This is a genomic window from Kitasatospora sp. UYEF31, assembly GCF_057291755.1.
This window is the reverse complement of sequence record NZ_JBXAWK010000076.1, coordinates 1-24,386: the sequence shown is the minus strand read 5'-3', so window position 1 is coordinate 24,386 and position 24,386 is coordinate 1. Positions and strand designations below refer to the sequence as shown.

General features: G+C 67.0%; 22 protein-coding genes, 2 tRNA genes and 1 pseudogene. 13 read left to right on the top strand and 12 right to left on the bottom strand.

From position 1 onward, the window contains the following. Positions 1-621: 621 nt before the first annotated feature. Positions 622-2,100: a recombinase family protein gene (locus AC0Z36_RS26540; RefSeq protein ID WP_485465589.1), complete on the bottom strand. Its 1,479-nt coding sequence runs from the start codon at positions 2,098-2,100 to the stop codon at positions 622-624. Positions 2,101-2,247: 147 nt separating this feature from the next. Between AC0Z36_RS26540 and AC0Z36_RS26535 the strand changes: the two genes are divergently transcribed. Further along, on the top strand, positions 2,248-2,673 hold the full coding sequence (locus AC0Z36_RS26535; RefSeq protein ID WP_485465588.1) for a DUF3151 domain-containing protein: 426 nt from the start codon (positions 2,248-2,250) through the stop codon (positions 2,671-2,673). Between the two features lie 23 nt (positions 2,674-2,696). After that, positions 2,697-2,837 (top strand): annotated as a pseudogene (locus AC0Z36_RS26530) (DUF3151 family protein); the annotation flags it as partial. A 65-nt stretch (positions 2,838-2,902) separates the two neighbouring features. On the opposite strand, the gene AC0Z36_RS26525 reads toward AC0Z36_RS26530, so the two are convergent. Next, entirely contained in the window at positions 2,903-3,838 is a 936-nt protein-coding gene (locus tag AC0Z36_RS26525) for a diacylglycerol kinase family protein (RefSeq protein WP_485465592.1), read from the bottom strand. Between the two features lie 151 nt (positions 3,839-3,989). Between AC0Z36_RS26525 and AC0Z36_RS26520 the strand changes: the two genes are divergently transcribed. Next, the gene (locus AC0Z36_RS26520) at positions 3,990-5,273 is read left to right on the top strand and encodes an adenylosuccinate synthase (RefSeq protein ID WP_485465587.1); all 1,284 of its coding nucleotides are present in this window, start codon (positions 3,990-3,992) and stop codon (positions 5,271-5,273) included. A 303-nt stretch (positions 5,274-5,576) separates the two neighbouring features. Here the strand turns inward: AC0Z36_RS26520 and AC0Z36_RS26515 are convergent, their stop codons facing one another. From AC0Z36_RS26515 to AC0Z36_RS26505, 3 genes are read right to left on the bottom strand one after another with little or no spacing between them, the layout of a single operon-like run. Then, positions 5,577-7,025 (bottom strand): ABC transporter substrate-binding protein, encoded by a 1,449-nt coding sequence (locus AC0Z36_RS26515; RefSeq protein WP_485465586.1) that lies wholly within the window; start codon positions 7,023-7,025, stop codon positions 5,577-5,579. Beyond that, entirely contained in the window at positions 7,022-7,894 is an 873-nt protein-coding gene (locus tag AC0Z36_RS26510) for a carbohydrate ABC transporter permease (protein ID WP_485465585.1), read from the bottom strand. The genes AC0Z36_RS26515 and AC0Z36_RS26510 overlap by 4 nt, the downstream gene beginning before the upstream one ends. Then, a complete protein-coding gene (locus tag AC0Z36_RS26505; protein ID WP_485465584.1) occupies positions 7,891-8,817 on the bottom strand; it encodes a carbohydrate ABC transporter permease in 927 nt (308 codons plus the stop codon). The genes AC0Z36_RS26510 and AC0Z36_RS26505 overlap by 4 nt, the downstream gene beginning before the upstream one ends. A 248-nt stretch (positions 8,818-9,065) precedes the next feature. Between AC0Z36_RS26505 and AC0Z36_RS26500 the strand changes: the two genes are divergently transcribed. The 6 genes from AC0Z36_RS26500 to AC0Z36_RS26475 all read left to right on the top strand — a co-directional run bounded on the left by AC0Z36_RS26500 (position 9,066) and on the right by AC0Z36_RS26475 (position 16,395). After that, positions 9,066-10,418: an aminotransferase class III-fold pyridoxal phosphate-dependent enzyme gene (locus AC0Z36_RS26500; RefSeq protein ID WP_485465583.1), complete on the top strand. Its 1,353-nt coding sequence runs from the start codon at positions 9,066-9,068 to the stop codon at positions 10,416-10,418. 245 nt (positions 10,419-10,663) lie between these two features. After that, on the top strand, positions 10,664-11,434 hold the full coding sequence (locus AC0Z36_RS26495; protein ID WP_485465582.1) for a GntR family transcriptional regulator: 771 nt from the start codon (positions 10,664-10,666) through the stop codon (positions 11,432-11,434). A 101-nt stretch (positions 11,435-11,535) separates the two neighbouring features. Beyond that, positions 11,536-12,141, top strand: coding sequence for a hypothetical protein (locus AC0Z36_RS26490; protein WP_485465591.1), 606 nt, complete (start codon positions 11,536-11,538; stop codon positions 12,139-12,141). Positions 12,142-12,364: 223 nt separating this feature from the next. Next, the gene (gene purD / locus AC0Z36_RS26485; RefSeq protein WP_485465581.1) at positions 12,365-13,624 is read left to right on the top strand and encodes a phosphoribosylamine--glycine ligase; all 1,260 of its coding nucleotides are present in this window, start codon (positions 12,365-12,367) and stop codon (positions 13,622-13,624) included. A gap of 269 nt (positions 13,625-13,893) precedes the next feature. After that, complete coding sequence (locus tag AC0Z36_RS26480; protein ID WP_485465580.1) at positions 13,894-15,387, top strand: M48 family metalloprotease; 1,494 nt, start codon at positions 13,894-13,896, stop codon at positions 15,385-15,387. Between the two features lie 105 nt (positions 15,388-15,492). Then, entirely contained in the window at positions 15,493-16,395 is a 903-nt protein-coding gene (locus AC0Z36_RS26475; RefSeq protein ID WP_485465579.1) for a phosphoribosylaminoimidazolesuccinocarboxamide synthase, read from the top strand. A gap of 134 nt (positions 16,396-16,529) precedes the next feature. Here AC0Z36_RS26475 and AC0Z36_RS26470 read toward each other — a convergent pair. From AC0Z36_RS26470 to AC0Z36_RS26460, 3 genes are all read right to left on the bottom strand, one after another. Continuing rightward, positions 16,530-16,605, bottom strand: a tRNA-Gly gene (locus AC0Z36_RS26470). A gap of 104 nt (positions 16,606-16,709) precedes the next feature. After that, a tRNA-Gly gene (locus tag AC0Z36_RS26465) sits at positions 16,710-16,781 on the bottom strand. A 203-nt stretch (positions 16,782-16,984) separates the two neighbouring features. Continuing rightward, positions 16,985-17,302, bottom strand: coding sequence for a histone-like nucleoid-structuring protein Lsr2 (locus AC0Z36_RS26460; RefSeq protein WP_485465578.1), 318 nt, complete (start codon positions 17,300-17,302; stop codon positions 16,985-16,987). 895 nt (positions 17,303-18,197) lie between these two features. Between AC0Z36_RS26460 and purS the strand changes: the two genes are divergently transcribed. The 3 genes from purS to purL all read left to right on the top strand — a co-directional run bounded on the left by purS (position 18,198) and on the right by purL (position 21,483). After that, positions 18,198-18,464: a phosphoribosylformylglycinamidine synthase subunit PurS gene (gene purS / locus AC0Z36_RS26455; RefSeq protein ID WP_485465577.1), complete on the top strand. Its 267-nt coding sequence runs from the start codon at positions 18,198-18,200 to the stop codon at positions 18,462-18,464. Further along, positions 18,461-19,171, top strand: a complete 711-nt coding sequence (gene purQ, locus AC0Z36_RS26450; protein WP_485465576.1) for a phosphoribosylformylglycinamidine synthase subunit PurQ — start codon at positions 18,461-18,463, stop codon at positions 19,169-19,171. The genes purS and purQ overlap by 4 nt, the downstream gene beginning before the upstream one ends. 65 nt (positions 19,172-19,236) lie before the next feature. Continuing rightward, positions 19,237-21,483, top strand: coding sequence for a phosphoribosylformylglycinamidine synthase subunit PurL (purL, locus tag AC0Z36_RS26445; RefSeq protein ID WP_485465590.1), 2,247 nt, complete (start codon positions 19,237-19,239; stop codon positions 21,481-21,483). Positions 21,484-21,525: 42 nt separating this feature from the next. Here purL and AC0Z36_RS26440 read toward each other — a convergent pair whose 3' ends face one another. Genes AC0Z36_RS26440 through AC0Z36_RS26430 form a run of 3 tightly spaced genes read right to left on the bottom strand, consistent with a single transcriptional unit; the run spans position 21,526 to position 22,666 of the window. Then, positions 21,526-21,924, bottom strand: a complete 399-nt coding sequence (locus AC0Z36_RS26440) for an NlpC/P60 family protein (RefSeq protein WP_485465575.1) — start codon at positions 21,922-21,924, stop codon at positions 21,526-21,528. 36 nt (positions 21,925-21,960) lie between these two features. Continuing rightward, the gene (locus AC0Z36_RS26435; protein WP_485465574.1) at positions 21,961-22,350 is read right to left on the bottom strand and encodes a hypothetical protein; all 390 of its coding nucleotides are present in this window, start codon (positions 22,348-22,350) and stop codon (positions 21,961-21,963) included. Between the two features lie 4 nt (positions 22,351-22,354). Further along, positions 22,355-22,666: a hypothetical protein gene (locus tag AC0Z36_RS26430; RefSeq protein ID WP_485465573.1), complete on the bottom strand. Its 312-nt coding sequence runs from the start codon at positions 22,664-22,666 to the stop codon at positions 22,355-22,357. Between the two features lie 189 nt (positions 22,667-22,855). Between AC0Z36_RS26430 and AC0Z36_RS26425 the strand changes: the two genes are divergently transcribed. Further along, positions 22,856-23,659: a maleylpyruvate isomerase family mycothiol-dependent enzyme gene (locus AC0Z36_RS26425; RefSeq protein ID WP_485465572.1), complete on the top strand. Its 804-nt coding sequence runs from the start codon at positions 22,856-22,858 to the stop codon at positions 23,657-23,659. A gap of 34 nt (positions 23,660-23,693) precedes the next feature. Here the strand turns inward: AC0Z36_RS26425 and AC0Z36_RS26420 are convergent, their stop codons facing one another. Then, on the bottom strand, positions 23,694-24,173 hold the full coding sequence (locus tag AC0Z36_RS26420; RefSeq protein ID WP_485465571.1) for a hypothetical protein: 480 nt from the start codon (positions 24,171-24,173) through the stop codon (positions 23,694-23,696). Positions 24,174-24,386 lie beyond the last annotated feature (213 nt).

The window sequence follows — 24,386 nt, the reverse complement described above, 5'->3', positions numbered from 1 at the left end:
ACGGCATCAACCCCCTCACCGCCCTACGCGACCTCTTCGCCGGACGGTCATGGATGCTGCCCACAACCAGCTGAAACCCCTAAACAGTTACCTTTGGTAAGCAAGCCGAAAAGATTGCCGCGGGCGCTCACGAGTGCCTTGCGTTCCTCCGAGCCGACTCGGCCGGAACTGTTGATTGCATGACGCGCGCGGTTGGCGCGCAAATCCCCGTCATCGTCTTCAAGGAGAGTGGTAGTGGCTCAACACCGATGCAGTCCCCCTAAGGGGTCTAGCGCGTCCTCTTGGCAGTGCGGCCACTGTTCGGCCCGCTGGACACGCAACGGCTCGGCGTGGAGCCGCAGTTGAGCCACTGACCTACAGACAGACGAAGCCCCGCCGGATGGGCCGGCGGGGCTTCTGTGTGAGGGACCGTCATGCGTCACCAAGCGGAAGGTCCGGATGCTGGTCAGCCTCACATGACACCGATGATACGTGCCACTTAGGTACCCGAGCAAGAGACCAAGGAGGCTGTTTGTTACTGAAGAAGAGTGGTTGATTTACTGGGAATCTCGGCTACCACCCCGTAGTGATGAGTGGCTAGATGATTTGATGTCGATCTACGGGATTAAAATCAAACGAGCATCAGACTCGGGGAACCGGTTCGATGTCCCCCGGATTGAATAGACTCCCCTTGCTGGCAGGATGAATTATGATAGCTGAGAGGCTGTGCAGAATGACGGCCCGCTTTTGTTCGATGGTGAGATCTTCCCAGCGTTCTTGAAGATCTACCGCAACACCTTTATTTCGCGTCGTGTGTGCTTGGAAGCGTGCGCGGTCTTGCGTAAGCTTGTCGCGTCGCTTTTCAAGTTCTTCAATAGCGCCAATGTACGTGGCGGTAGAGATTCGCTTTCCCTTCCAAGCCTCATTGATTTCTGAAATTTCCGACTGGACCTCGTCAAGCTCGGCCACGTCCGGCCACTCGGTAGATTCTTCGTGAATCTCACTGGCTTTCTTCTCTTGATCGAGGAAGACGAGTTTTGTAATGAGGGAATCTACCTTTTCACCAACCCGGGCAATCTTGCCGCAACCCCCATCGCTGATCCCCGGGCAAGCGTAACGATACTGAGAGGTCCCCTCTTTGCGTCCGGACCTCGGGAATGCCCTCATTTTGTGACCGCAAAGCCCGCACCTTGCGATGCCTGACAACAGGTACTTTGTAGCGTTATCGTACGTCTTGTCTTGTGCTCTTGTTTCAAGGATTGATCTCAGGTCAAACCACTCATCAGGCGTAATGATGCGTTCCCAAACACCTTTGACGGGATGGCCGGATGGGCCGATGAACAACTTCCCTTGATGCATCCGGTATCCACAAATTCGAGGATTTAGAAGCATCCTCCGAATTTTGCTGTCATCGAATACGTTCCCCGCAGGGCTCTTAATGCCTGCTTCGATCCACTGCCGGGCAATCGTAGCGATACGAACGCCTTTCAGTACATCCTGTGCCGCAGAACGGAGAAGCTTAGATTCCTCGGGATGTAGAAGCTTTCGGGTTTCCCTGTCCCATCCGAACGGAGTTCTTCCGCCGGGAAGCGAACCGGTTTGAGCAAGCTCAAGATGTTTTCTTTGCGTGCGCCGCGAAGTGTCATTTGAGGACTTGTTGGCCATGATCACTGCAAATCGAGCCATCGTGCGGCCGTCTTCAGATGCGAGATTGAAAGTCTGGCTGACCGTATCAAACACGGCTTCCGGCCGAACCTCGTAAATATCAATCGCGCGTTCAATGTCGCGCGGCTGCCGGAAAAGACGGTCAATGTCGTACGCGACAAGACCGTCAATTACGCCGTTGGCAAAGTCCTCTAGCATCCGCTCAAAATTTGGGCGGGTAACACTCTTCTTCCATGCCGATAGCTCGTTGTCCTCGTAAGTCTCGGCCACAACCCATCCGCGGGCTTCGGCTAGGCCGGTTCCGTCGTCGGTCTGCCGGCCAACGCCTGTGGCATCCTTTTCGTCGTCCTTACTGATCCGGACGTACACGCCAACGCGCGGCACTCCAACGCCTACCCGTGTCGCCTGTACGGCTACGTCAGCCAGTCGGCTTCCTGCCCTTGTCTTTGTCGCCACGTCATGCGCTCCCGAGCTGTGTAGGCCGCTTACAACAACCAGACTTGCCCGGAGGTTACATCATCCGTCCTTCTGAACACAGAGCTTTCCGTGTTCACGTCTTCCGCCCGCGCGGCTCTGTCGGGTGCGGGTGGCATGCTTGCGCGCATGACTGAGCAGAAGAACCTTTTTGGTGGTCCTGACCCGACGCACCTCTCTGAGACGCCGGAACCTGTGAAGCTCCTTGAGGCAGGCACCGACCCGGCCGAGGTAGCCGCGAAGTTCCCGACCTTGTCTTTGGCTTGGGCTGAACTTGCGGACACGGCGTACGTCAAGGGCAACGTCATCGAGTCGTACGCGTACGCCCGTACCGGTTACCACCGCGGCCTCGACTCGTTGCGCCGTGCCGGCTGGAAGGGGCACGGTCCGGTGCCGTGGGCGCATCAGGCAAATCAGGGCTTCTTGCGCTGTCTCGCGGCACTAGCGCGCGCGGCCGAGGCCATCGAAGAGACAGACGAAGCCGCTAGGTGCTGGGAGTTCCTTCGTGACAGCAGCGAAGAGGCGTACAGTAAGCTGCGTACTCAAGGTAACTAGTTCCATCCTTCTCGTGGGAGCACGAGCCCAACCGCGGCTTCCTCCGCGCCCTGCACGCCCTGGCCCGCGCGGCCGGATCCATCGGCGAGGAGGAGGAGTTCAACCGCTGCACGATCTTCCTGCGCGACTCCAGCCCGGCGGGCGCGAACGCCCTGGAGGGCTGAAACCCGCAGCGGCTCCACCACGAGGCGACTGAGCGACGCGGGCACGCAGACGTGCTTCGCCCCGCCTACAGAAACAACCGCCAGGCGGCCGGTCGTACGGTCCAGGTGCGACTCTGCACCGGGCCGACGGGCCGGCCGTCTGCGGCGTAGCTGAAGTCCCGGCCGCGGACGGTGATCTCCCGGGCGTGCACTTCGCCGTCCGGCGCCGTCGCGCCGGGTCCGTCGCCGTTCACCGACGCGGGAGCGGCGGGCGTACGGCGGCCCTGGCTCGGCAGGACCAGCCTCCCCGGCGGGGGACACCGGGTGATGGCCACGGAGGCGGTCCCGACGGGCAGCAGGCCGGATTTGTCGGCGGCCTGCGAGTAGCAGCCGACCCGCAGCGACAGCACCGGCCGGTCCAGATCGCACAGCACGGCCCCGTCGGCTTCGATGCGCAGCCGCTGCCCCGCTGTGCCACTCAGCCGTCCCAGCGGCGGCAGAGCGGCTCCCACGGTGCTGCCGAGGGTGTTCGCGGTGACCCCGCACAGGGTGTCCCACGTACGCCGGAAAAGGTTGGTGTGGTCTTCCTTCGCGGCTCTCATCCGGATGCCAGGGCCGATGTGCACCGACCGCAGGGCCACGTCGCCCATCTCGTCGAGCAGCAGGTCGAGGGTCTGTTCCCGGCCCCCGAGGGCGATCCTGGCCGCTTTCGCCGGTTCGGACTGCAAACCCAGTGCGGTGGCCAGCGACGGGAACCCGTGGACGGCCGCGCCGATCGGCACGATGCCCAGCGGAGTGTCGGCGAGTTCGTCGTGCCGTCCCAGAATGCGGACCACATCGTGGATTCCGCCGTCCCCGGCGATGACGACGACACGCCGTCTGCCACGACGCTTCAGTGCCCGCTCCAGGTCGGATTCGTCCGTTGGAATACACATTCTGACCGGCACAGATGCCTTAATGACATCCAAAGCGACACGTACGGACTCGGCGTCCATAGCGCGTGCCACAGGGTCAATGATCACGAGCAGCGCGCGCTCGGCCGACACCGATCGTCCTTCCTCAGGTAACCTCTCCCCGTAAGAGCCCCTTGCGTACAAATGTGCGCCAAGGGGTTTCAGACTGTCCGGGGCTCCCGAAGACTGGCATGCCCCGCCTGGAAGAGGTGTACGCCTTATGCCCGCGCTCGTACTGCTCGGAGCCCAATGGGGTGACGAAGGTAAGGGGAAGGCGACCGACCTGCTCGGTGGGTCCGTCGACTACGTGGTCCGCTACCAGGGGGGGAACAACGCCGGCCACACTGTGGTCATCGGCGACAAAAAGTACGCCCTCCACCTGCTGCCCTCAGGCATCCTGACACCCGAATGCGTGCCGGTCATCGGCAACGGCGTCGTGGTGGACCCGGGTGTCCTGCTGGAAGAGATCCGGGGCCTGCAGTCGCAGGGCGTGGACACCTCCAAGCTGGTGATCAGCGGAAACGCCCACCTGATCACTCCGTACCACCGAACCTTGGACAAGGTCTCCGAGCGCTTCCTGGGGGACCGCAAGATCGGGACCACCGGTCGCGGCATCGGACCGGCCTACGCCGACAAGATCAACCGTGTCGGTGTGCGCGTCCAGGACCTGTTCGACGAGAGCATCCTGCGGCAGAAGATCGAAGCCGCGCTCCGCGACAAGAACCAGATGCTGGTCAAGATGTACAACCGGCGCGAGCTCAGCGTGGAGGCCGTGGTTGAGGAGTTCCTCGCCTACGCCGTGCAGCTCAAGCCGTACGTCGCGGACACCACTCTGCTGCTGAACCAGGCGCTGGACCAGGACAAGATCGTGCTCCTGGAAGGCGGCCAGGGCACGCTCCTGGACGTGGACCACGGCACGTATCCGTTCGTGACCTCGTCGAACCCGACCGCGGGCGGCGCCAGCGTCGGCTCCGGCATCGGCCCGACGAAGATCACCCGCGTGATCGGCATCCTCAAGGCCTACACGACGCGTGTCGGCGCGGGTCCGTTCCCCACGGAACTGCTCGACGCGGACGGCGAAGCGCTGCGCCGGATCGGCCACGAGAAGGGTGTGACCACTGGTCGCGACCGACGCTGTGGCTGGTTCGACGCTGTCATCGCGCGTTACGCCACCCGGGTGAACGGCCTGACCGATTTCTTCCTCACCAAACTCGATGTGCTGAGCGACTGGGACGAGATCCCGGTCTGCGTCGCGTACGACATCGACGGTGTGCGCCACGACGAGCTGCCCATGTCGCAGACCGACTTCCACCACGCGAAGCCGATCTACGAAATGCTGCCCGGCTGGCGTGAGGACATCACCGGGTGCAAGACGTTCGAGGAGCTTCCGAAGAACGCGCAGTCGTACGTGAAGGCGCTGGAGGACATGTCCGGCACCCGGATCTCCGCGATCGGCGTCGGCCCGGACCGCAACCAGACCATCGAGATCCACTCGCTGATCTGATACCGGCTCCAAGCACGGGCGTCGTCCTCCCGTCCCCGTCGCTTCGCTCCGGGGCCGGTCGGCGCCCGTGCGTCGCCGGAAAGGCCGCGTCCTTTGGACGCGCTCCTTCGCTGCGCTCAGTCGCCTCGTGGGGGTGGGGCCGGGTCGTTTCGTTCCGGGGCCGGTCGGCGCCCGTGCGTCGCCGGAAAGGCCGCGTCCTTTGGACGCGCTCCTTCGCTGCGCTCAGTCGCCTCGTGGGGGTGGGACTGGAAGTGGCCCCGTCAGCGTGTGCTGACGGGGCCACTTCGTCTTGATCGTTGCTGCTCAGCCGGCGGCGGCGTTGTTGTACTTGTCGATGAACTCCTTCATCGAGTCCGCCGCCTGCTTCATCGCCGTCGCGGGGTCCTGGGTGCCCTGGATGGAGCGTTCCAAGCCCTCTTCGGCGGTCTTGCGGGTCAGCGGCATGACCCCGAGCAGGCACCCGGAAGTCGCGACTGACGGCTTGGTCGCGTGCAGTTGGTCGATCGCGACCTGGAACTGCGGGTACTTCGCGACCCAGTCCTTGTCGAGCTTCTCGTCCAGGGCTTTGGTATTGATCGGGAAGTAACCCGTGCCCGTGTGCCACTTCGCCTGGGCGGCCGGGGTGGAGACGGACTTCACGAACTCCCACGCCGCGCGTACTGACGCATCGTCATGACCGGCCGCGTTGATCCACAGTGAGCCGCCGCCGATCGGACCGCCACCACCGGCGGTGAGGCCGGGGTACGGCGCGGTCGCGACGGTGAACTTGCCCTGTGCCGCGGTCAGGTAGCCGCGCAGCGCACCAGTGGACTCCAGGCCCATCGCCACCCGGCCGGACTTGAACGCGGCCTGCGCGTCGTCGGTCTTGCGGCCGGTGTTGACCGCGTAGCCGTTCTTGACCATGTCGGCCCACCACTGGGCGACCTTGACGGCCTCGGGGGAGTCCAGCAGGGCCTTGTCCGCGCGCTGCGTCCGGCCGTTGTCCTTGTCGCAGTACTCAGCGCCGGACCGGGCCACGAACTGTTCGAGGAACCAGCCGTAGATCGCGGCGTTGAACCCGTACTGCACGGTCTTGCCGTTGCCGTCCTTGACGGTGAGCTTCTTGGCGTACTCGGTCATCTCGTCGAGCGTCCGCGGCGGCTTGGCCGGGTCGAGCCCGGCCTTCTTGAACGCGTCCGCGTTGATGTAGAGCAGCGGCATCGAGGTGTTGAACGGCATCGAGTTCAGCGTCGGCTTCCCGTCCGCGCCGGGCACCGTGTAGTAGCTGCGGATGTTCGCGTCGATGTCGTCGAGCGGGTAGCCGTCCTTGTCCGCGAGCGCCTGGACGGGCATCGTCTGCTTCGAGTCGATCATGAAGCGGGTGCCGATGTCGTAGATCTGGATCAACGTCGGGGTGGCCTTCTGCTGCACCGACGCCTTGTACTTCGCCACGACGTCGTCGTACTCGCCCTGGAACAAAGGCTTGATCCGGACCTTGCCCTTGTGCGCATCGTTGAACTGCTTGACCAGGGCGTCCAGCGCTTCGCCGTTCTTGCCCTTCATGCTGTGCCAGAAGTCCACGACGACCTCGCCCTTGTGCGAGTCGAGCGCGGCGGCGGCGGGCACCGTACGGCCTTCGGCGTTCTGTCCGGCGCTCGCACAGCCGCTGAGGGCCAGAACGAGAACGGCCGTACCGGCCAAGGTTTTTTTCAACGACCTGAACGACTTCAACGATCTGAACGACTTCAACGACTTCAACGACTTCGCAGTCACTTCACCGCTCCCGCAGTCAGGCCGCGGACGATGAACTTCTGGCCGAAGACCACAAGCAGCAGCGTCGGGATCAAGGAGAGGGACACCCCGGCCAGGATCAGGCCGGGGTCGGCGGCCTCGGCGTCGCGCAGCGCGGACAGGCCGATCTGCAAGGTCTGCATCTCCCGGGTGCGGGTGATGATGAGCGGCCAGAAGTACTGGTTCCAGGTGTTGAGGAAGACGTAGATCGAGATCGCGGCGATGGCCGGTTTGTTCAGCGGCACCAGGATCTTCCACAGGAACCGCCAGTGCCCGGCTCCGTCCATCACGGCCGCGTCCCGCAGCTCCATCGGGAACTGTAGGTAGGCCTGCCGCAGCATGAACACCCCGAAGCCGGAAGCCAGGAACGGCAGGGCCAGGCCGAAGTACGTGTTGGCCAGCCCGGCGTCCGAGATGGTCTGGTAGTTCGGGATGAGGATGGCCTCCCACGGCACCATGATTGTGGCGAGGAAGAGGCCGAACATCCCCGTCTTCCAGCGCATCGGCAGGAAGACGAAGGCGTACGCGGCGACGATCGCGAGCAGCACCTGCACGACCGTGACGACTGTCGCCACGATCGCCGAGTTCAGGTACTGGCGGCCGAGCGGGATCGCGTCCTTGACGGCGGTGAAGTTGTCAGTGTGCAGCCCGGAGGGGACCAGGTCGGGCGGGTAGGTCGCGAGTTGGTCGGGCTTCATGAACGCCCCGGCCACGGCGTAGTACAGCGGGAACGCGATGGTGATGAGCATGAGCGCCAGGACGAGGTACGTGACCACCTGCGAGACCACGGACTTGGTCTTCTTGCCGACCGCGCGCGTGGGCGCGGGTGCCGACTCCACGTTGTCTGTCATGAGTAGTGCACCTTCCGCTCGATCACGCCGAACTGGACCGCGGTGCAGGCGGTGACGACCAGCATCAGCACCACGGCCTGCGCGCTGGCCAGGCCGAAGTCGCTGTTCCCGTACGCGAACGCGGTCTGGTAGATGGAGTAGACGAGGGTGGTCGTCGAGCTGTCGGGGCCGCCGCGGGTGAGGATGTGGATCTGGCCGAAGCTCTGCAGGGCGTTGATCGTGGAGACCACGACCAGGAAGAACAGCTGCGGCGACAGCATCGGGATGTACACGTTCCTGGCCAGCCGCCAGCCGGTCGCGCCGTCCAGCCGGGCCGCCTCGACGACCTCCTGCGGGATTGAGCCGATGCCGGCGGACAGCACCAGCACGTTGTACCCCAGGGCCATCCACGCCGAGGTGATGCCGACGGAGACGATGGCCAGGTCCGGGTCAGTCAGCCAGTTGACCGGGTCGACGCCGACCTTCGACAGGATCCCGTTGAGCACGCCGATCGCCGGGTTGTAGAGCACCGCGAAGATGACCGAAGCGCTGGCGACGGAGAACGCGAACGGCAGGGCGAAGGCCGTACGGAAGAACTTGACGCCGCGGATCCTGGCTTCGAGCAGCAGCACGATCAGGAGCGCGCCGAGGATCGCCGGGATCACCGTCAGCAGGGTGAACAGCACGGTGGTCCACAGCACTTTGCCGAATTCGGCGGTGAAGAGGTCCTGGTAGTTCGCCGCCCCGGCCCAGTCCGCCGGACGGCCGAACAGGTCGCTCCCGTGCAGACTCAGGTAGATCGTGCGCCCGAGCGGATAGATCACAAAGATCGCGAAGACGATGAGGGAGGGGAGGATGAACGCCCAAGCCAGCGTCTGATCCCGGGTACGGGCGGCTGATCTCGGTCTGATCCCGCGCCCCGGTGGGGCCGAGAGGTTCGCCATGAGTTCCAGTCTTCCGGTGGAAAATGGATCCTGCCGGTCCGGAAGCCAATCGACCCCCGAGGCGGGTGGCCAGGATATGGGCAGCATAAAGACCGCCCCCGCGAGTTGCCCTCGTGGCGCATGTCACATTATTTACGGGACAAAGAAGGACGAATTCAGCGTACGGCTGACAAGCTGTCGGCTGAAAACTCGATCACCTGTCAAAGTGCGGGTGTTCTAGGGCAGTGCCGGACCCTAGGCTTCGGCTTATGAGCACTGTGGACCCCGCGGCCGGGAAGGCCGTCTACGAGCTGGACCGCGCCCATGTCTTTCACTCCTGGTCCGCGCAGGGGCTCATCAGCCCCCTCGCTGTCCAGGGAGCACAGGGTTCGTATTTCTGGGACTACGAGGGCAACAAGTACCTCGACTTCGCGTCCCAGTTGGTCAACACCAACATCGGTCACCAGCACCCCAAGGTCGTCGCGGCGATCAAGGAGCAGGCCGACAAGCTGTGCATGATCCAGCCGGGGTTCGCCAACGACGCCCGCAGTGAGGCCGCCCGCCTCATCACGGACCTCGCCCCCGCCGACCTCAACAAGGTCTTCTTCACCAACGGTGGCGCCGAGGCGGTCGAGAACGCCGTCCGCATGGCCCGGCTGCACACCGGCCGCCAGAAGGTCATGGCGACCTACCGCTCGTACCACGGGGCCACCGCCAACGCGATCGCCCTGACCGGCGACCCGCGCCGCTGGCCGAGCGAGACCGGCGTCTCGGGCATCCTGCACTTCTGGGGCCCGTACGCCTACCGCTCCCCGTTCCACTCGGAGAACGAGGCACAGGAGGGCGAGCGCGCACTCCAGCACCTTGAGGACACCATCGTCTTCGAGGGTCCGCAGACCATCGCCGCGATCATCCTGGAGTCGGTCGTCGGCACCGCCGGCATTCTCGTGCCGCCGCCCGGCTACCTGGCCGGCGTCCGCGCCCTGTGCGACAAATACGGCATCGTCTACATCGCCGACGAGGTCATGTCCGGCTTCGGCCGTACGGGCGAGTGGTTCGCGGTCGACAACTGGAACGTCGCGCCGGACCTCATCACCTTCGCCAAGGGCGTCAACTCCGGTTACGTCCCGCTCGGCGGCGTCATCATCTCCGACAAGATCGCGGAGACCTTCCGGGAGCGCGTCTACCCCGGCGGCCTGACCTACTCCGGTCACCCGCTGGCGTGCGCCGCCGCTGTCGCGACGATCACCGCGATGCGCGACGAGAAGATCGTCGAGAACGCCAAGTGGCTCGGCGAGAGCGTCTTCGGCCCGGAGCTGCGGGCGATGGCCGAGCGCCACCCGTCCGTCGGCGAAGTCCGCGGCCTCGGCGCGTTCTGGGCCCTCGACCTGGTCAAGAACAAGGAGACCCGCGAGCCGCTCGCGCCGTACAACGCGGCCGGCCCGGCCGCTAAGCCGATGCTCGACTTCACCGCCGCGTGCAAGTCGCGTGGACTGTGGCCGTTCGTCAACATGAACCGCACGCATGTGGTGCCGCCGCTCACCACCACCGAGGCGGAGGCCAAGGAAGGCCTGGCGATCCTCGACGAGGCGCTGACCGTCGCGGACGCGTTCTGCGAGTAACAGCCTGTTGAACAGCCGGAAGGCCGTGGACACCGTTGGTGTCCACGGCCTTCCGCGTGTCCGGCTGCCGTCTGCCGTCTGCCGTCCGCCGTCTGCCGTCTGCCGTCTGCCGTCTGTCAAATGTCATCTGTCATCAAAAGACGTCAGATATCAATGCAGCGTCAGATGTCTCATTATTACTACCCAAGCCGGACAACGTTGCCTAGGATCAACCCGATCTGATGGACGGGCGGGGAGAGTACGACGTGCATTCGATAGCGCAGTTCGACATCCAGGGCCTGCCCTCCGGCACGGCCGCCGGGACGATCCTGCGTCCGGCCCCCAGCTTCGCCACCGACCTGCGCGCCGGGCCGCTGGTGCGGAGTGTCAGCCTGCGCGAAGAGATCGCCGACGTCCTGCGCGACGACCTCACCACCGGCCGGCTGGCCGCGGGCACATCGCTGACCGTCGGCGGCACCGCCGCGCGCTTCGGGGTGTCGGCCACCCCCGTCCGCGAGGCGCTGATCCACCTCGCCGCGCACGGCCTGCTCAGCGGCGGCCACCACCGGGGCTTCCAGGTCGCACAGTTCACCTGGGCCGACTTCATCGAGATCATCGAGGCCCGGCGGCTCATCGGGGTCCCGCTGGCCGGACGGATCGCCCGCACGGCACCTGAGGAATCGTTGCAGCAACTGCGCGCGCTCGCCGACAGTCTCGACACCATGAGGTTCGACGACGGAGAGGGCGGCGGCATCGCCGAAGCCGCCACCGTAGACCGGCAGTTCTTCGGCACCATCGGCGCCCTGGCCGGAAACCAGCGGCTTGCGATGGTCCTGGAGACCCTGCGGGTCCAGGGCTGGATGTACGTCGCGGCCCACCTGCGCAACGCCGCCGACCTCACCAGCGGCTGGCGCCGCTACCGCGAACTGGTCGAGTGCATCGCCGACCGGAAGCCGGAACGCGCCCAGGATCTGTGGCGGGACTACGCCGCCACCGCCAAGCTCCGTGCGGCCGAACTGGCGGGCGTCGAGGCCTGACACGCGTTCACCTCGTGCGGCGTAGAGTCGGTGGATCAGCCAGACCCACTGCGTGGAGCGAGATGTCCGTGCCCGAAGGAACCGTCGAACCCGTAGCCGCCGTGGACTGCGACGTGTGGCTGGTGCCGCTGGTGGACGCCCTGTGCCGCAGCCCGCTGAACCCCTTCCACGACGAACTGGCCGCCTACGAGGCCGCGCTCACCGGAGCCGGGCTGCCCGGTGTCCCGGTCTACGGCCACGTCCCCGGCGTCAACGGTGACATCCGTACGGCCGGCGCCTTCGACCACGACTCACTGCACTTCCTCCGCCGGGCGTATCTCCTGCATCGCACGGGCTTCCCGGTCACCACGGTCGACGACCTCGGTACGGACTACGACCAACTCCTTGAGACCTTCGACGCGGCGGCCCAGCACGCGCACCTCATCTGGCACTTCGACCACGCCGGGGCCTACCTGCCGATCGACTTCCCCCGACCGCTGGTCAGCGAGCCGCTGCCGGAGGACGGCGGCCCACTGGGCTCCAGCATCGGACTGCTGCGCGAGCTTGAGGATCTGGCCCCGTACATCGGTATCGACCTGCTGAACCCCCCGGCTCCCGCACCGACGTACGACGGCGGGGTGTTCGCCCGGGAGCGTTTTGTGTGGGCGGTGCTCTACCAGGCGGCGCAGATGAGTATCCGGCACGGGGCAATGATCGTTTTCGGCTGAACTTGTGCGGGCTCCAAGCGACGGCGTTTTCCTCACGCCTCCGTCGCTGGCGCTCCGGAGTCGCTCGGCGCCGGCGCGTCGCCCGGAAGACTGCGACCTCCGGTCGCGCTCGGGACGCTGCGCGCCCGTCGCCTTGTGCGGGCTGCTCTTCGTCGCTCCGCCCAGTCGCCCGCAGTGCGGACAGACGTCGGGGCCCTGCGATGGTGGCACTAGGCTCTGCACCGTGAAGGTTCTTGTCATTGGTAGCGGTGCCCGTGAGCACGCGCTGTGTCTCTCGTTGTCCAACGATCCCGCTGTCACTGGCCTGTTCTGCGCCCCCGGCAACGCCGGGACCGCCGACGTGGCGCAGACACGCGCGGTCGACGCCGTGAACGCCCGAGCGGTCGCGGACCTCGCCGCCGAGGTCGAAGCCGACCTGGTGATCGTCGGTCCGGAGGCCCCGCTGGTCGCGGGTGTCGCCGACGCCGTGCGCGCCCGGGGGATCGCCTGCTTCGGCCCCTCTGCGCTGGCCGCCAGGCTCGAAGGCTCCAAGGCCTTCGCCAAGGAGGTCATGGCCGCCGCCAACGTGCCCACCGCCCGGTCCTACCTCTGCACGACGCCTGACGAGGCCGACAACGCGCTGGCCGCGTTCGGCGCCCCGTACGTCGTCAAGGACGACGGTCTGGCCGCCGGCAAGGGCGTTGTCGTCACCGACGACATCGAGGTCGCGCGCGAGCACGCCGCAGCCACCGACCGGGTCGTCATCGAGGAGTTCCTCGACGGTCCCGAGGTATCCCTGTTCGCCCTGTGCGACGGCGAGACCGCCGTGCCGTTGCAGCCCGCGCAGGACTTTAAGCGCGTCGGGGACGGCGACACCGGCCCCAACACCGGCGGCATGGGCGCCTACACACCGCTGTCCTGGGCCCCGGCGGGGCTCGTCGACGACCTGATGGCGAGTGTCGTCCAGCCGACCGTCGACGAGATGAAGCGCCGTGGCACGCCGTTCACCGGTGTCCTGTTCGTCGGTCTGGCCCTGACCTCGCGCGGTCCGCGGGTCATCGAGTTCAACGCGCGTTTCGGCGATCCGGAGACGCAGGTTGTGCTCGGCAGCCTGAAGACGCCGCTGGCCGGGGTGCTGCTGGCCGCCGCGACCGGGAAGATCGCGACGATCGAGCCGCTGCGCTGGAGCGGCGGATCGGCGGTCACCGTGGTCGTCGCCGCCGAGGACTACCCGGCGGCGCCGAAGACCGGCGACGTCATCGAAGGCCTTGAGGACGCGGCGTCGGTTGAGGGCGCGTACGTCCTGCACGCCGGGACCCGGCGGGACGCCGAGGGCAGGGTGTTGTCCGCCGGCGGCCGGGTGCTGACCGTCGTGGCCACCGGTGACTCGCTCGAAACGGCCCGCGACCGGGCTTACGACGCCGTCGGCCGCATCCGCCTCGCGGGGTCGCACTTCCGCACCGACATCGCCGAGCGCGCGGTCAAGGGCGACATCACCGTCTGAAATCCGTCCTGAAGGCGGCTCTCACCCTGCGGGGCGAGGGCCGCCTTCGGCGTTTCCAAGAGCCCGGCAGCCACGCAGACGCAGGGGCCTTCCGGGCGGTTGCTGGTTTGGCCAAAAAGCATCCGTCTGGCGCGCGATCTCACCCACGAGGATGGACTTCGGGTCGAAGGGGGGGCGCATAAGGCACTCGTCGCATTATCGTGCGAGCACTGCACTCCGTGAGGACTTCGCCCGTACGGGTGAACAACGCCGAGGTGACTACACAAAGGATGGGGGCCACACGCGTGACCGGTGCGACCGACGCCCAAGCGCGGGCACGAGCTGTGCGGCGAGGCCGCACAGCCGTTCTCGGCACCACCTTCGCCGCTGCCGCGGTGTTGCTCACCGGCGCCCTGCGGGTAGCCGACCGGGGGCTCTTCGGCGCCGTCCTGGCCGCCACAGCCGGGTTGCTGGTCTTCGTCATGGTGGCGATCGGCGCCGACCTGGCCCTGGTGCGACCCGCGCCAGGCCCCTCCGTGCCGGTGCCCGAGGGGCAGGCCCCCGAACTGCACGACCTCGTCCGGGACCTGGCCCGGGAGCTCGATGTGCCTCCGCCGGACGAGATCAGGCTCTGCCCGGACTGCGACAGTTGGCTGGAACAAGAGGGCGGGAGCAGCTTCTCCCGCAGGACTCCGCGGACTGTGCTGGTCATCGGCGCGCCATTCCTGTGGTGGTTGCGGGTGGCGGAACTTCGCGCCCTTCTCGCGCCGGTGGTCGCCGGTACAGATCCGGCCGCCGATCCGGCCGTGGCCAGCGCCCGGCGCTGGGTGCGCCGACTGGACGCCGCAGCCCTGCCGCCGGCTGCCGAGGGGCACGCCCGGCGCCGCCGCTTCGGACTGCGCGGCCGTCGGCTGCGGGTGACCGGCGGGCTGTCCCGGGCGGTGGCCCGGCAACTGCTCGACCAGTGCCGGGGGCCCGCCGAGCTGATGGAGCGCGACATCGCCGCCTGGGCGGCCTCCCACGCCCATCCGGTCGACACCGCCGTACGGGCGACCGCCCACGAACAGGTCGGCCTCGCGTACGCGGGCTGGGACCGCCTGCTCACCCGGCTCGCAGCCCCGGCCTGGGGCACGGGCCGCTACCCGGACGCCCTGATGGACGGCGTGGTGCACGCGCTGACCGAACTGTCCGGACGGGACCGCCTGGCCGAGGGCTTCGGGGACCGCCTGGCACTGCCCGCGGCCAGCGCTCTGCTCGCCGACCCGACCTGTACCGACGCGGAGGTGTCCGAACTCGCCGCCGCGCTGTTCGCGGAGCGTACGGACGGCATGGAGCCGCTGCGCCCGGTGACCTGGGCGCAGTACCCCGACGTGGTCATCGAGCCGTTGTGGCGGGAGCGGGCCGGCCGGCTCATCCGGCTGCTCGGCTACGGCGGCGCGTCACGTGACGTCCTGCTGCGGATCCTCGCCCAGCGGCGGGCCGACCCCGACGGCATCTCCCCGATCGAATACCTGGCCGAGGAGACGGTCGCGCTGACCGCCTGCACGGCGATCGACGCCGGACGGGTGCGCCCCGCGGTGGACTGGTTGGACGGCCCGGTCCTGGTCGGTCTGGACGGTCGGAGGATCGATGTGGAGGCGCTGGTTGACGCGGTCCTCGACGTCCCCGAGGACGCGGACGGCGGTCCGGCGGAAGACCGCAGGGCCGGCGACGGCCCGCTGCTCGCCTGGCTGGAATCAGCCGGCGTCTCAGTGCACGAGACGGTGCCCGGCGGAACCGGGTAGGGCCACGACCGCTCCTGCGGCTCCGTGAAAGACTCGCGCCAATCGTTGTCGGCGCGGCAATCGCGGCTGGCACAGCAAGTGCTGTCGGTACTGAGGGAAGTTCCTGTGAGCGGTTTTGTCGTCCAGCCCGAGCCCGTCCAGGTGCCCGGCCTCACCCACCTCCACACCGGCAAGGTCCGGGAGCTCTACGCCGACGGCAACGGTGACCTCGTGATGGTCGCCAGCAACCGGATGTCGGCCTTCGACTGGGTCCTCGAACCGGAGATTCCGCAGAAGGGCGACATCCTCACCGAACTGTCGCTCTGGTGGTTCGAGCAGTTCACCGACCTGTACCCGAACCACGTCATCTCCACGGAGCTGCCGGACGGCGCCCCGGCCGAGTGGGCCGGACGCACGCTCGTGTGCAGCCGCCTGGAGATGGTGCCGGTGGAGTGCGTGGCCCGCGGCTACCTCGCGGGCTCAGGGCTGGCCGAGTACAACATCTCCCGCACGGTGTGCGGCGTCCCACTGCCCGAGGGCCTGGTGAACGGCTCCGAACTGCCCGAGCCGATCTTCACCCCCGCGTCGAAGGCCGCCGTCGGCGAGCACGACGAGAACGTGTCTTACGAGCAGATCGCCGCCCAGCTCGGGGAGGACCTCGCAGCCCGGCTGCGGGAGGCCACACTGACGGTCTACTCCCGGGCCCGCGACATCGCCCGCGAGCGCGGCATCATCCTCGCCGACACCAAGTTCGAGTTCGGGCTCGACGCGGACGGCAACCTGGTGCTGGCCGACGAGGTGCTGACGCCGGACTCGTCCCGCTTCTGGCCGGTCGACGGCTGGCAGCCGGGCGGCGCGCAGCCGTCCTTCGACAAACAGTACGTCCGGGACTGGCTGGCCTCGCCGGAGTCCGGCTGGGACAACCGGGGTGAACTCACCCCGCCGGTCCTGCCGGCGGCTGTGGTGGAGGAGACCCGGCGGAAGTACGTCGAGGCGTACGAACGGCTGACCGGGAAGACCTGGAGCTGAGCGGGGGCAGTCACGCTGTGGGGGCCTTGCGAGGCCCCCAGCTGGTTGACCGGTTTGTAGATTTTTTTAGATTTTGTGGATTTTCCAGGCAAAACAGAAGGGCCGGAACACTTTTCAGTGTTCCGGCCCTTCGTTGGAGCGGACGACGAGATTCGAACTCGCGACCCTCACCTTGGCAAGGTGATGCTCTACCAGCTGAGCTACGTCCGCATGCTTGATCAGGGCTTTTGTTTGCCGCAATCTTGCATATCTTACCCTACCCCATCCGTTCAGCCGGTCCAAAACCGTCTGTTTGGATGTTGTTGGGCAAGTCGAGCAGGTGACAGGGATCGAACACTGCGTCTCCCTCTTGGAAAGAGGGCGCTCTACCACTGAGCCACACCTGCGTGTGTCCCGCGAGGTGTTACCCCCACGTTCCGACATGGAGAACTCTACCGGACGTCCCGGAGTGCTCGTGCACCACAGACGTGCGAAGCGCCTGGCTTGTCCGTTTTGCCACTGAAGATGCCTCTGGGGCAGCAGTTTATCGACGGCGCCCGGACAGATGTCCGGGCGCCCCAGGTGGAGGTTCCTCTGCGGCCGGCAGAGGTTAGTTGGCAGCCTCGAATTCGCGGTAGACGCGGTGCGGAATGCGCCCGCGGGCCGGTACCTCAAGGCCGTGGGAGCGGGCCCAGGCCCTGACCGTCTTCGGGTCGGCGGCAACCACCGTCTGCCGGAAGGCCTGGCCGCTCTTGGCGGTGCGGCGACCTGCGACGGCGTACTGGTTGAGGGCCTCGCGCAGCTCAAGCGCGTGCTTCTCGGACAGGTCGATCTCGTACGACCGACCGTCAAGGCCGAATCGGATGGTTTCCGCGGCCTCGCTGCCGTCGATGTCGTCGTACAACTTCACTACTACGCGCTGGGCCATGAAGGCGTCCTCTCGGGTATGGCTCCGAGGAAATCAGAAATGGTCTTCTTCATTGGCGAGTATAAGGGGGAAAGTGGCCGTCGGCAGAGGTGAAGGTGTCCATTCTCACCTCGGATTGGAAGCAGTGGAGGCTGTGCCGACGGGTTGGATTGCTTTATAGCCGGGGATTCCGATTCGATTTCCCGGGCAGGTCGGGTTCGTTGTGTAGTGGTTTTGTAGTGCCGATGCCGATGGCGGCGACTGTGGCCGTGCCTGAGATGGCGGTCGGGCCGTGGCCATTCGGCAGTCGGTTTCGCCAGTCGTCCGGTGACCGGGGTGCCGGGGCGGGGGAGCGCTGTGGAGGGGGCGCGCGACGGCGGCCGACCGGGGATGTCCACATGCCTGTGGAAAACCGAAGTGTTGACGGTACGGGTGCCGGACACCCGTTGGGCCATCCGGTCAGACGCGGTAATTTATAGACATTCCCCCAGGTCATATGGGGTGACTTGCCTATATTGGGCGTTACTTGGAATCTCGTACGGGAAGGCTCCCGCGCCGGGTGCGCCGGGAGTAATCCACAGGCCTGTGGATAACTGGAGAGTCCCAGGTCGGGGCGATGCGGACGGCGTTCAAGCGCCGTACAACCACCGTCCAGGCGCCGTACAAGTGCCGGACAGGCCGCAGGCGAGTGCCCGGCAAGTTCCCGGCGCGCACCGTCCAAAGACTGGACAAAGGCCGCTGAACGGGCAGGGGGTCAGGGCGCGGCCAGAATCGGACAACATGCCCGGTACCCTGGCAGGGCCGAAGCAGAGCAGGCCCATCGAGTGCCTCCACGGATCTCTTGGGCTTCGCACCAGCACCTGGGCCTGAGCTTGCGACAGCTTGCGCAGGGCCCCAAAGCACAGTGGGAGTGCGCGTGGCACGCGTCGTCGTCGACGTCATGCTCAAGCCGGAAATCCTCGATCCCCAGGGCCAGGCGGTGCAGCGCGCGCTGCCGCGCCTCGGGTTCGCCGGGATCAGCGATGTCCGCCAGGGCAAGCGGTTCGAACTCGAAGTTGACGGGCCGGTGGATGAGGCAGCCCTCGCCCGGATCCGTGAAGCAGCCGAATCCTTCCTCGCCAACACCGTCATCGAGGACTTCACCGTCCGCGTGGAGACTGAGCCCACGGGGAGCGGCACGTGACCACCAGGGTCGGTGTTGTCACCTTCCCCGGAACGCTGGACGACCGGGACGCACTGCGGGCAGTCCGGATCGCCGGCGCGGAGCCGGTGTCCCTGTGGCACCGCGACAAGGCCCTCCAGCAGGTCGACGCGATCATCCTGCCCGGCGGGTTCTCGTACGGTGACTACCTGCGCGCCGGTGCCATCTCCCGGTTCTCGCCGGTGATGGAGTCCGTCATCGCGGCGGCCAAGGACGGCATGCCAGTCCTCGGGATCTGCAACGGCTTCCAGGTGCTGACCGAGTCGCATCTGCTGCCCGGGGCCATGCTCCGCAACAACCACCTGCACTTCATCTGCCGTGAGCAGAAACTGCGTGTGGAGAACCCGGACACCGCCTGGACGGTCGACTACAGCGCCGGCCAGGAGATCACCGTCCCGCTGAAGAACATGGACGGCCGGTACACCGCGGACGAGCGCACGCTCGACATGCTCGAAGCCGAGGGCCGGGTGGTCTTCCGCTACGTGGCCGGGGGCTCCGGGGGCTCTGCCCCCGGTGAAGTGAGCAACCCGAACGGCTCGCTCCGCGACATCGCCGGCATCACCAACGAGGCCGGAAACGTGGTCGGCCTCATGCCGCACCCCGAGCACGCGGTCGAGCCGATCACCGGCACGGGCACCGACGGCCTCGGGTTCTTCACGTCCGTTCTGAAGAAGCTGGTCAACGCGTGAATCTCGACACCGTCGCCAAGGCGACTGACGACTCCCAGGACCGCGGCTGGCTGACTGACGGCCCGATGGCCGGTCACTCCTTCAAGCAGCCGTACGCCGAACTGGGCCTCAAAGACGACGAGTACGCCCGGATCGTCACGATCCTGGACCGCCGTCCGACCGCTTCCGAGCTGGCGATGTACTCGGTCATGTGGTCCGAGCACTGCTCGTACAAGTCCTCGAAGGTGCACCTGCGCCAGTTCGGCGAGAAGGCCCCGGCCTCCGACGCCATGCTGGTCGGCATCGGCGAGAACGCCGGTGTGGTCGACGTCGGCCAGGGCTATGCGGTCACCTTCAAGATCGAATCGCACAACCACCCGTCGTACATCGAGCCTTTCCAGGGCGCGGCCACCGGCATCGGCGGCATCGTCCGGGACATCCTGGCGATGGGCGCCCGCCCGGTCGCGGTGATGGACCCGCTGCGCTTCGGCGCGGCCGACCACCCGGACACCAAGCGTGTGCTGCCCGGCGCGGTCGCCGGCATCGGCGCGTACGGCAACTGCCTGGGCCTGCCCAACATCGGCGGCGAGCTCGTCTTCGACGAGTGCTACCAGGGCAACCCGCTGATCAACGCGCTGTGCGTCGGCGTGATGAAGCATGAGGACATCCACCTGGCCAAGGCGTCGGGCACCGGTAACAAGGTGATCCTCTACGGTGCCCGCACCGGCGGCGACGGCATCGGCGGCGTCTCGATCCTGGCCTCGGAAACCTTCGACTCTACTGGCCCGGCCAAGCGCCCGGCCGTCCAGGTCGGCGACCCGTTCCAGGAGAAGCTCCTCATCGAGTGCACCCTGGAGATCTTCCGCGAGGACCTGGTCGACGGCATCCAGGACCTCGGCGGCGCCGGGCTCTCCTGCGCCACCTCCGAGCTGGCCTCGGCCGGCTCCGGCGGCATGCGTGTCGACCTGGACACCGTGCCGCTGCGCGACGCCTCGCTCTCGCCTGAGGAGATCCTCATGAGCGAGTCGCAGGAGCGCATGTGCGCGATCGTGGAGCCCGGCAAGGTCGCGCGCTTCATGGAGATCTGCGAGAAGTGGGACGTCATCGCCACCGTCATCGGTGAGGTGACCGAAGGCGAGCGCCTGGAGATCTTCTGGCACGGCGAGCAGATCGTCGACGTGCCGCCGCGCACCGTCGCGCACGAGGGCCCCGTGTACGAGCGTCCCTACGCCCGCCCCGACTGGCAGGACGCCCTCCAGGCCGACGGTGCGGAGAAGCTGCCGCGCCCGTCGACCGGTGCCGAGCTGAAAGCGACGTTGCTCGCCCTCACCGCCTCCCCGAACCTGGCGGACAAGTCCTGGATCACCGACCAGTACGACCGGTTCGTGCTCGGGAACACCGTGCTGTCCCAGCCGGAGGACTCCGGCATGGTCCGCATCGACGAGGAGACCAACCTCGGCGTCGCGGTGTCCACCGACGGCAACGGCCGGTTCAGCAAGCTCGACCCGTACACCGGCGCGCAGCTGGCGCTGGCTGAGGCCTACCGCAACGTCGCCACGGCCGGGGCCAAGCCGCTCGCGGTCAGTGACTGCCTGAACTTCGGCTCCCCCGAGGACCCGGACGTCATGTGGCAGTTCGCCGAGACCTGCCGGGGTCTGGCCGACGCGTGCCTGACCCTGGGCGTCCCGGTGACCGGCGGCAACGTGTCGCTGTACAACCAGACCGGCGAGACCGCCATCCACCCGACCCCCGTGGTCGCGGTGCTCGGCGTGATCGACGACGTGGACCGCCGCACCCCGATCGGGTTCAAGGAAGAGGGACAGATCATCCTGCTCCTCGGCGACACCCGCGAGGAACTGTCCGGCTCCGTGTGGGCGCAGGTCGCGCACAACCACCTCGGAGGCCTGCCGCCGAAGGTGGACCTGGAGCGCGAGCGGGTTCTCGCCGAGATCCTGATCGCCGGCTCGCGGGACGGCATGATCGACGCCGCCCACGACCTGGCCGACGGTGGCCTGGCCCAGGCGCTCGTCGAGGCCTGCCTGCGCGGCGGCAACGGCGCGCGGATTGTCATCCCGGAGACTGTGACCGACAGCGGCTCCGCCGCGGGTGACCCGTTCGTCGCGCTGTTCAGCGAATCGGCCGGCCGGGCGATCGTGGCGGTGCCGCGGAGCGAGGAACTGCGCTTCGTGAACATGTGCAAGGTGCGTGAGTTCCCGGTCACCCGTATCGGTGTGGTCGACGGCGACACCCTGGACGTCCAGGGCCAGTTCACCGTAGGCGTCGAGGAACTGCGCACGGCCAGCACGGCCACGCTGCGGAACCTCTTCACCTGAGCTGACAGTTGACCGCTGAGAAGGGTCCGGTCCGGGCCCTTCTCAGTGCACTCCGTCGTAGCGGTACGGCGTGAACGTGCCGTGTCCCGGCCAGTATGGGTACGGAACCACGCTCCGGCGCGCGCCCGCGCCACCGCTCTCCTCATACGCGGAATACTGCGTGTGCGCCTCGTCGGCCCAGCCGATGAAGATCAGCGTGTGGCCGTCCGCGCCGGGTGCGGTGTTCAGCAGGATGTCTCCAGGGCGCAGGTCCTCCTTGCGGACCGGATGGGCCACGTCCGGCAGGGTTGTGGTGTCCAGACCCGGCGCCGGCAGGCCCCAGGCCATGGACACCAGACCCGAACAGTCGGTGCGGTAGCCCTCGAAATGCCCGGACATGCCGTAGCCGAGCTTGAGGTCGGCCCAGCGCTGCGCGCGTTTAAGAATTTTCGTACGATCCACAGCAAGTCCGGTCCTGCTTACGGTGCCTGACGGTCCTTACGGTCTTGGTGACCCGTACGGGATCGATGGCAGGTCGCTGGCCGCAGTGGTTGTCGCAGTCACCGCCGCGTCCACCCGGGACAGCCTGGTTGTCACCGCACCCTCGCTGCCGCCGTAGTGCCTGACGCACAACTGAAGCCCCGCGGGGACCGGCGCTGCCACGCGCCGGGCGTAGGCGACCGCGTCTGCTGCTTCGGCGAGCCGGACCGCCACCTGGCCGGCGGTGTTCGGGCACAGCGCGGCGCTCGCGCCGAGGCCGGGATCCTGCCGGCTCTGGTCAAGCTGCTCCTGAAGGTGGGCCAAGGTCTGCCCGAGCTCCTGGAACAGCGGAGCCAGGGCGGTCAACGGTGCGGTGTCCACCTGGAACCCGTCGCTGCCGTGGGTCAAGTCGTCACTCCTCATCCAATTCTTCTGGATTCCGCTGGTTCTGTACGGCCAGTTCCCTGAGCGCGGCACGGAGCTCACCGGCGTGCAGGCGCAGCGCTGAGACCGCCGCCCGCACCGCCTGCACGACTGCCGTGCAGCTCCGGTCCACCTCGCGGGCCTGCCCGGTGAAGCCGTCCGCGGCGCGGCCCCGCCAGTCCTGCGTGCCCGCTTCCGCCGCCCGCCTGGCCGCCTCCGCCTGGCGTTCCAGCAGGACCGCAGCGTGGGTGAGGGCGGTTCCGAGCGCGTCGATGCGCTCGGGAGACCTGTACACGGTCATGAAGACCACCTCCGTTCACCGGTCGACGACCATCTTTTCCAGCCGGTGCGGGAAACCACTATCGAACAGCGCCGATCCGGCTGAATCTGTGGAGAAACGATTCTCCTCGAAGTGTCGAAAACCCCGGCTCCACCAGGGCTTTGTGGATAACCGGGTGGCGATAGTCCTGTGGATTTGTACGCTTCCACCATGGAGAGCCGTGCTGCGAAGACGCCCCGAATCCGTCCCGTCGACCCGGAAAAGCTGCGAACGGCCCTCACCGCCGAATGGCAGGCGCTGTCCGCCTACACCGCCGCGCTCACCCCGGAGCAACTCGCCGCGCCCTCGGGGCTCATCGACTGGCGCACCGCCGACCTGGTCGCCCATATCGGCATGGGCGTCACCAGCGTGCGGCGCTGGACTGCCGAACCGGCCCCGGTGGGCACGCTGATCACCGTCGGGCAGTGGGCCGACGGCACGGCCGCCAAAGCCGCTGACATCCGCGCCGACACCCGGCGGGCCATCGCTGAAACCGCCGACCTGGACATGGCTTTGCCAGGGGTCGTCGAGAACTCCGTACGACTCCTGACCGAACGTGCGGACGACGCGCCAGTCGTCACCCGCATCGGACCTATGCGCTTCGCCGACATGCTCGTCACCCGGCTCATCGAAGCGGTTGTGCACGCCGACGATCTGGAACGAGCCACCGGAACGGCCTTCCCACACGACCACCAGGCGCTAGCCCTCACCACCCGCGTGCTCGCCGGCGTCCTCGCCGTCCGGGCCCCCGGCGGCTCCGTCGAAGTCCGGATCCCACCGTTCGCGGTGGTTCAGTGCATCGCCGGACCCAAGCACACCCGGGGCACCCCGCCGAACGTGGTGGAAACCACCCCCAAGGTGTGGCTGCGACTGGCTGCGGGCCGTACGACCTGGGCTGATGCCCTGGAGAACGCCGAAGTCAGCGCCAGCGGGGAGCGTGCGGACCTCGGTTCGGTGCTCCCTTTGCTGGGCTGACTGTTTGACTGTCGGGCCGGGAACCCCCGCGCGCTCAGCGGCCGTTCTGCACGATGGTCTGGACCTCTTTCACCTGGATGTCGATCGTTGTGCTGAACGTGCCGTCCGGCAGGTTGCCACCGTTGCCGTCCGAGCCGGTCCAGGAGACCTGCCAGGTGAGAGTCGCCGTCAGCTTGAACGGCCCACCGGTGGAGGCCCGCCGGTAGACCATGCCGCACGGCGGGTCACCGAGGGAACCGGGGACGTACGGCGTGCCGATCTTGCCGTCGGTGATGGGGCACTCCGCGCCGCCCGGGAAGACGGTGGCCTCCGCGCCGGGGTCGATGTGGAAGCTCACCGGTGTCGCCGTCGCGGTGGCGGAGAGGGTGCCGATGCTGGCCCTGACCCAGACGGGGGCGAAGTCCGCGTTGTCGGCCCAGAGCCAGGTGGCCAGATTGACGGTCTGGTCGACGGCCGGGTTCATGGTGACGACCGGGGTGGGGATCTGGATCTCGGCGTAGGCGAGCTGCGACATCATCAGGGTGGTGATCGCCTGGGGGACATCGGGCGCTGCCGTTGGGGACCCAGAAAGGCGCCCGGGTGCAGGAAAGGACCTCCATCAGGTTGCCCTTCCAGTCGGGGTTCATCACCGAACCTGAGGCTCCCCCGCTAAGCGGGAAGTGCTGATTGCCTGGTCAGCGGGGTCTGACCTGGTTTCGAGTTCACCTGATCAGCCGTCGCCCGCTCG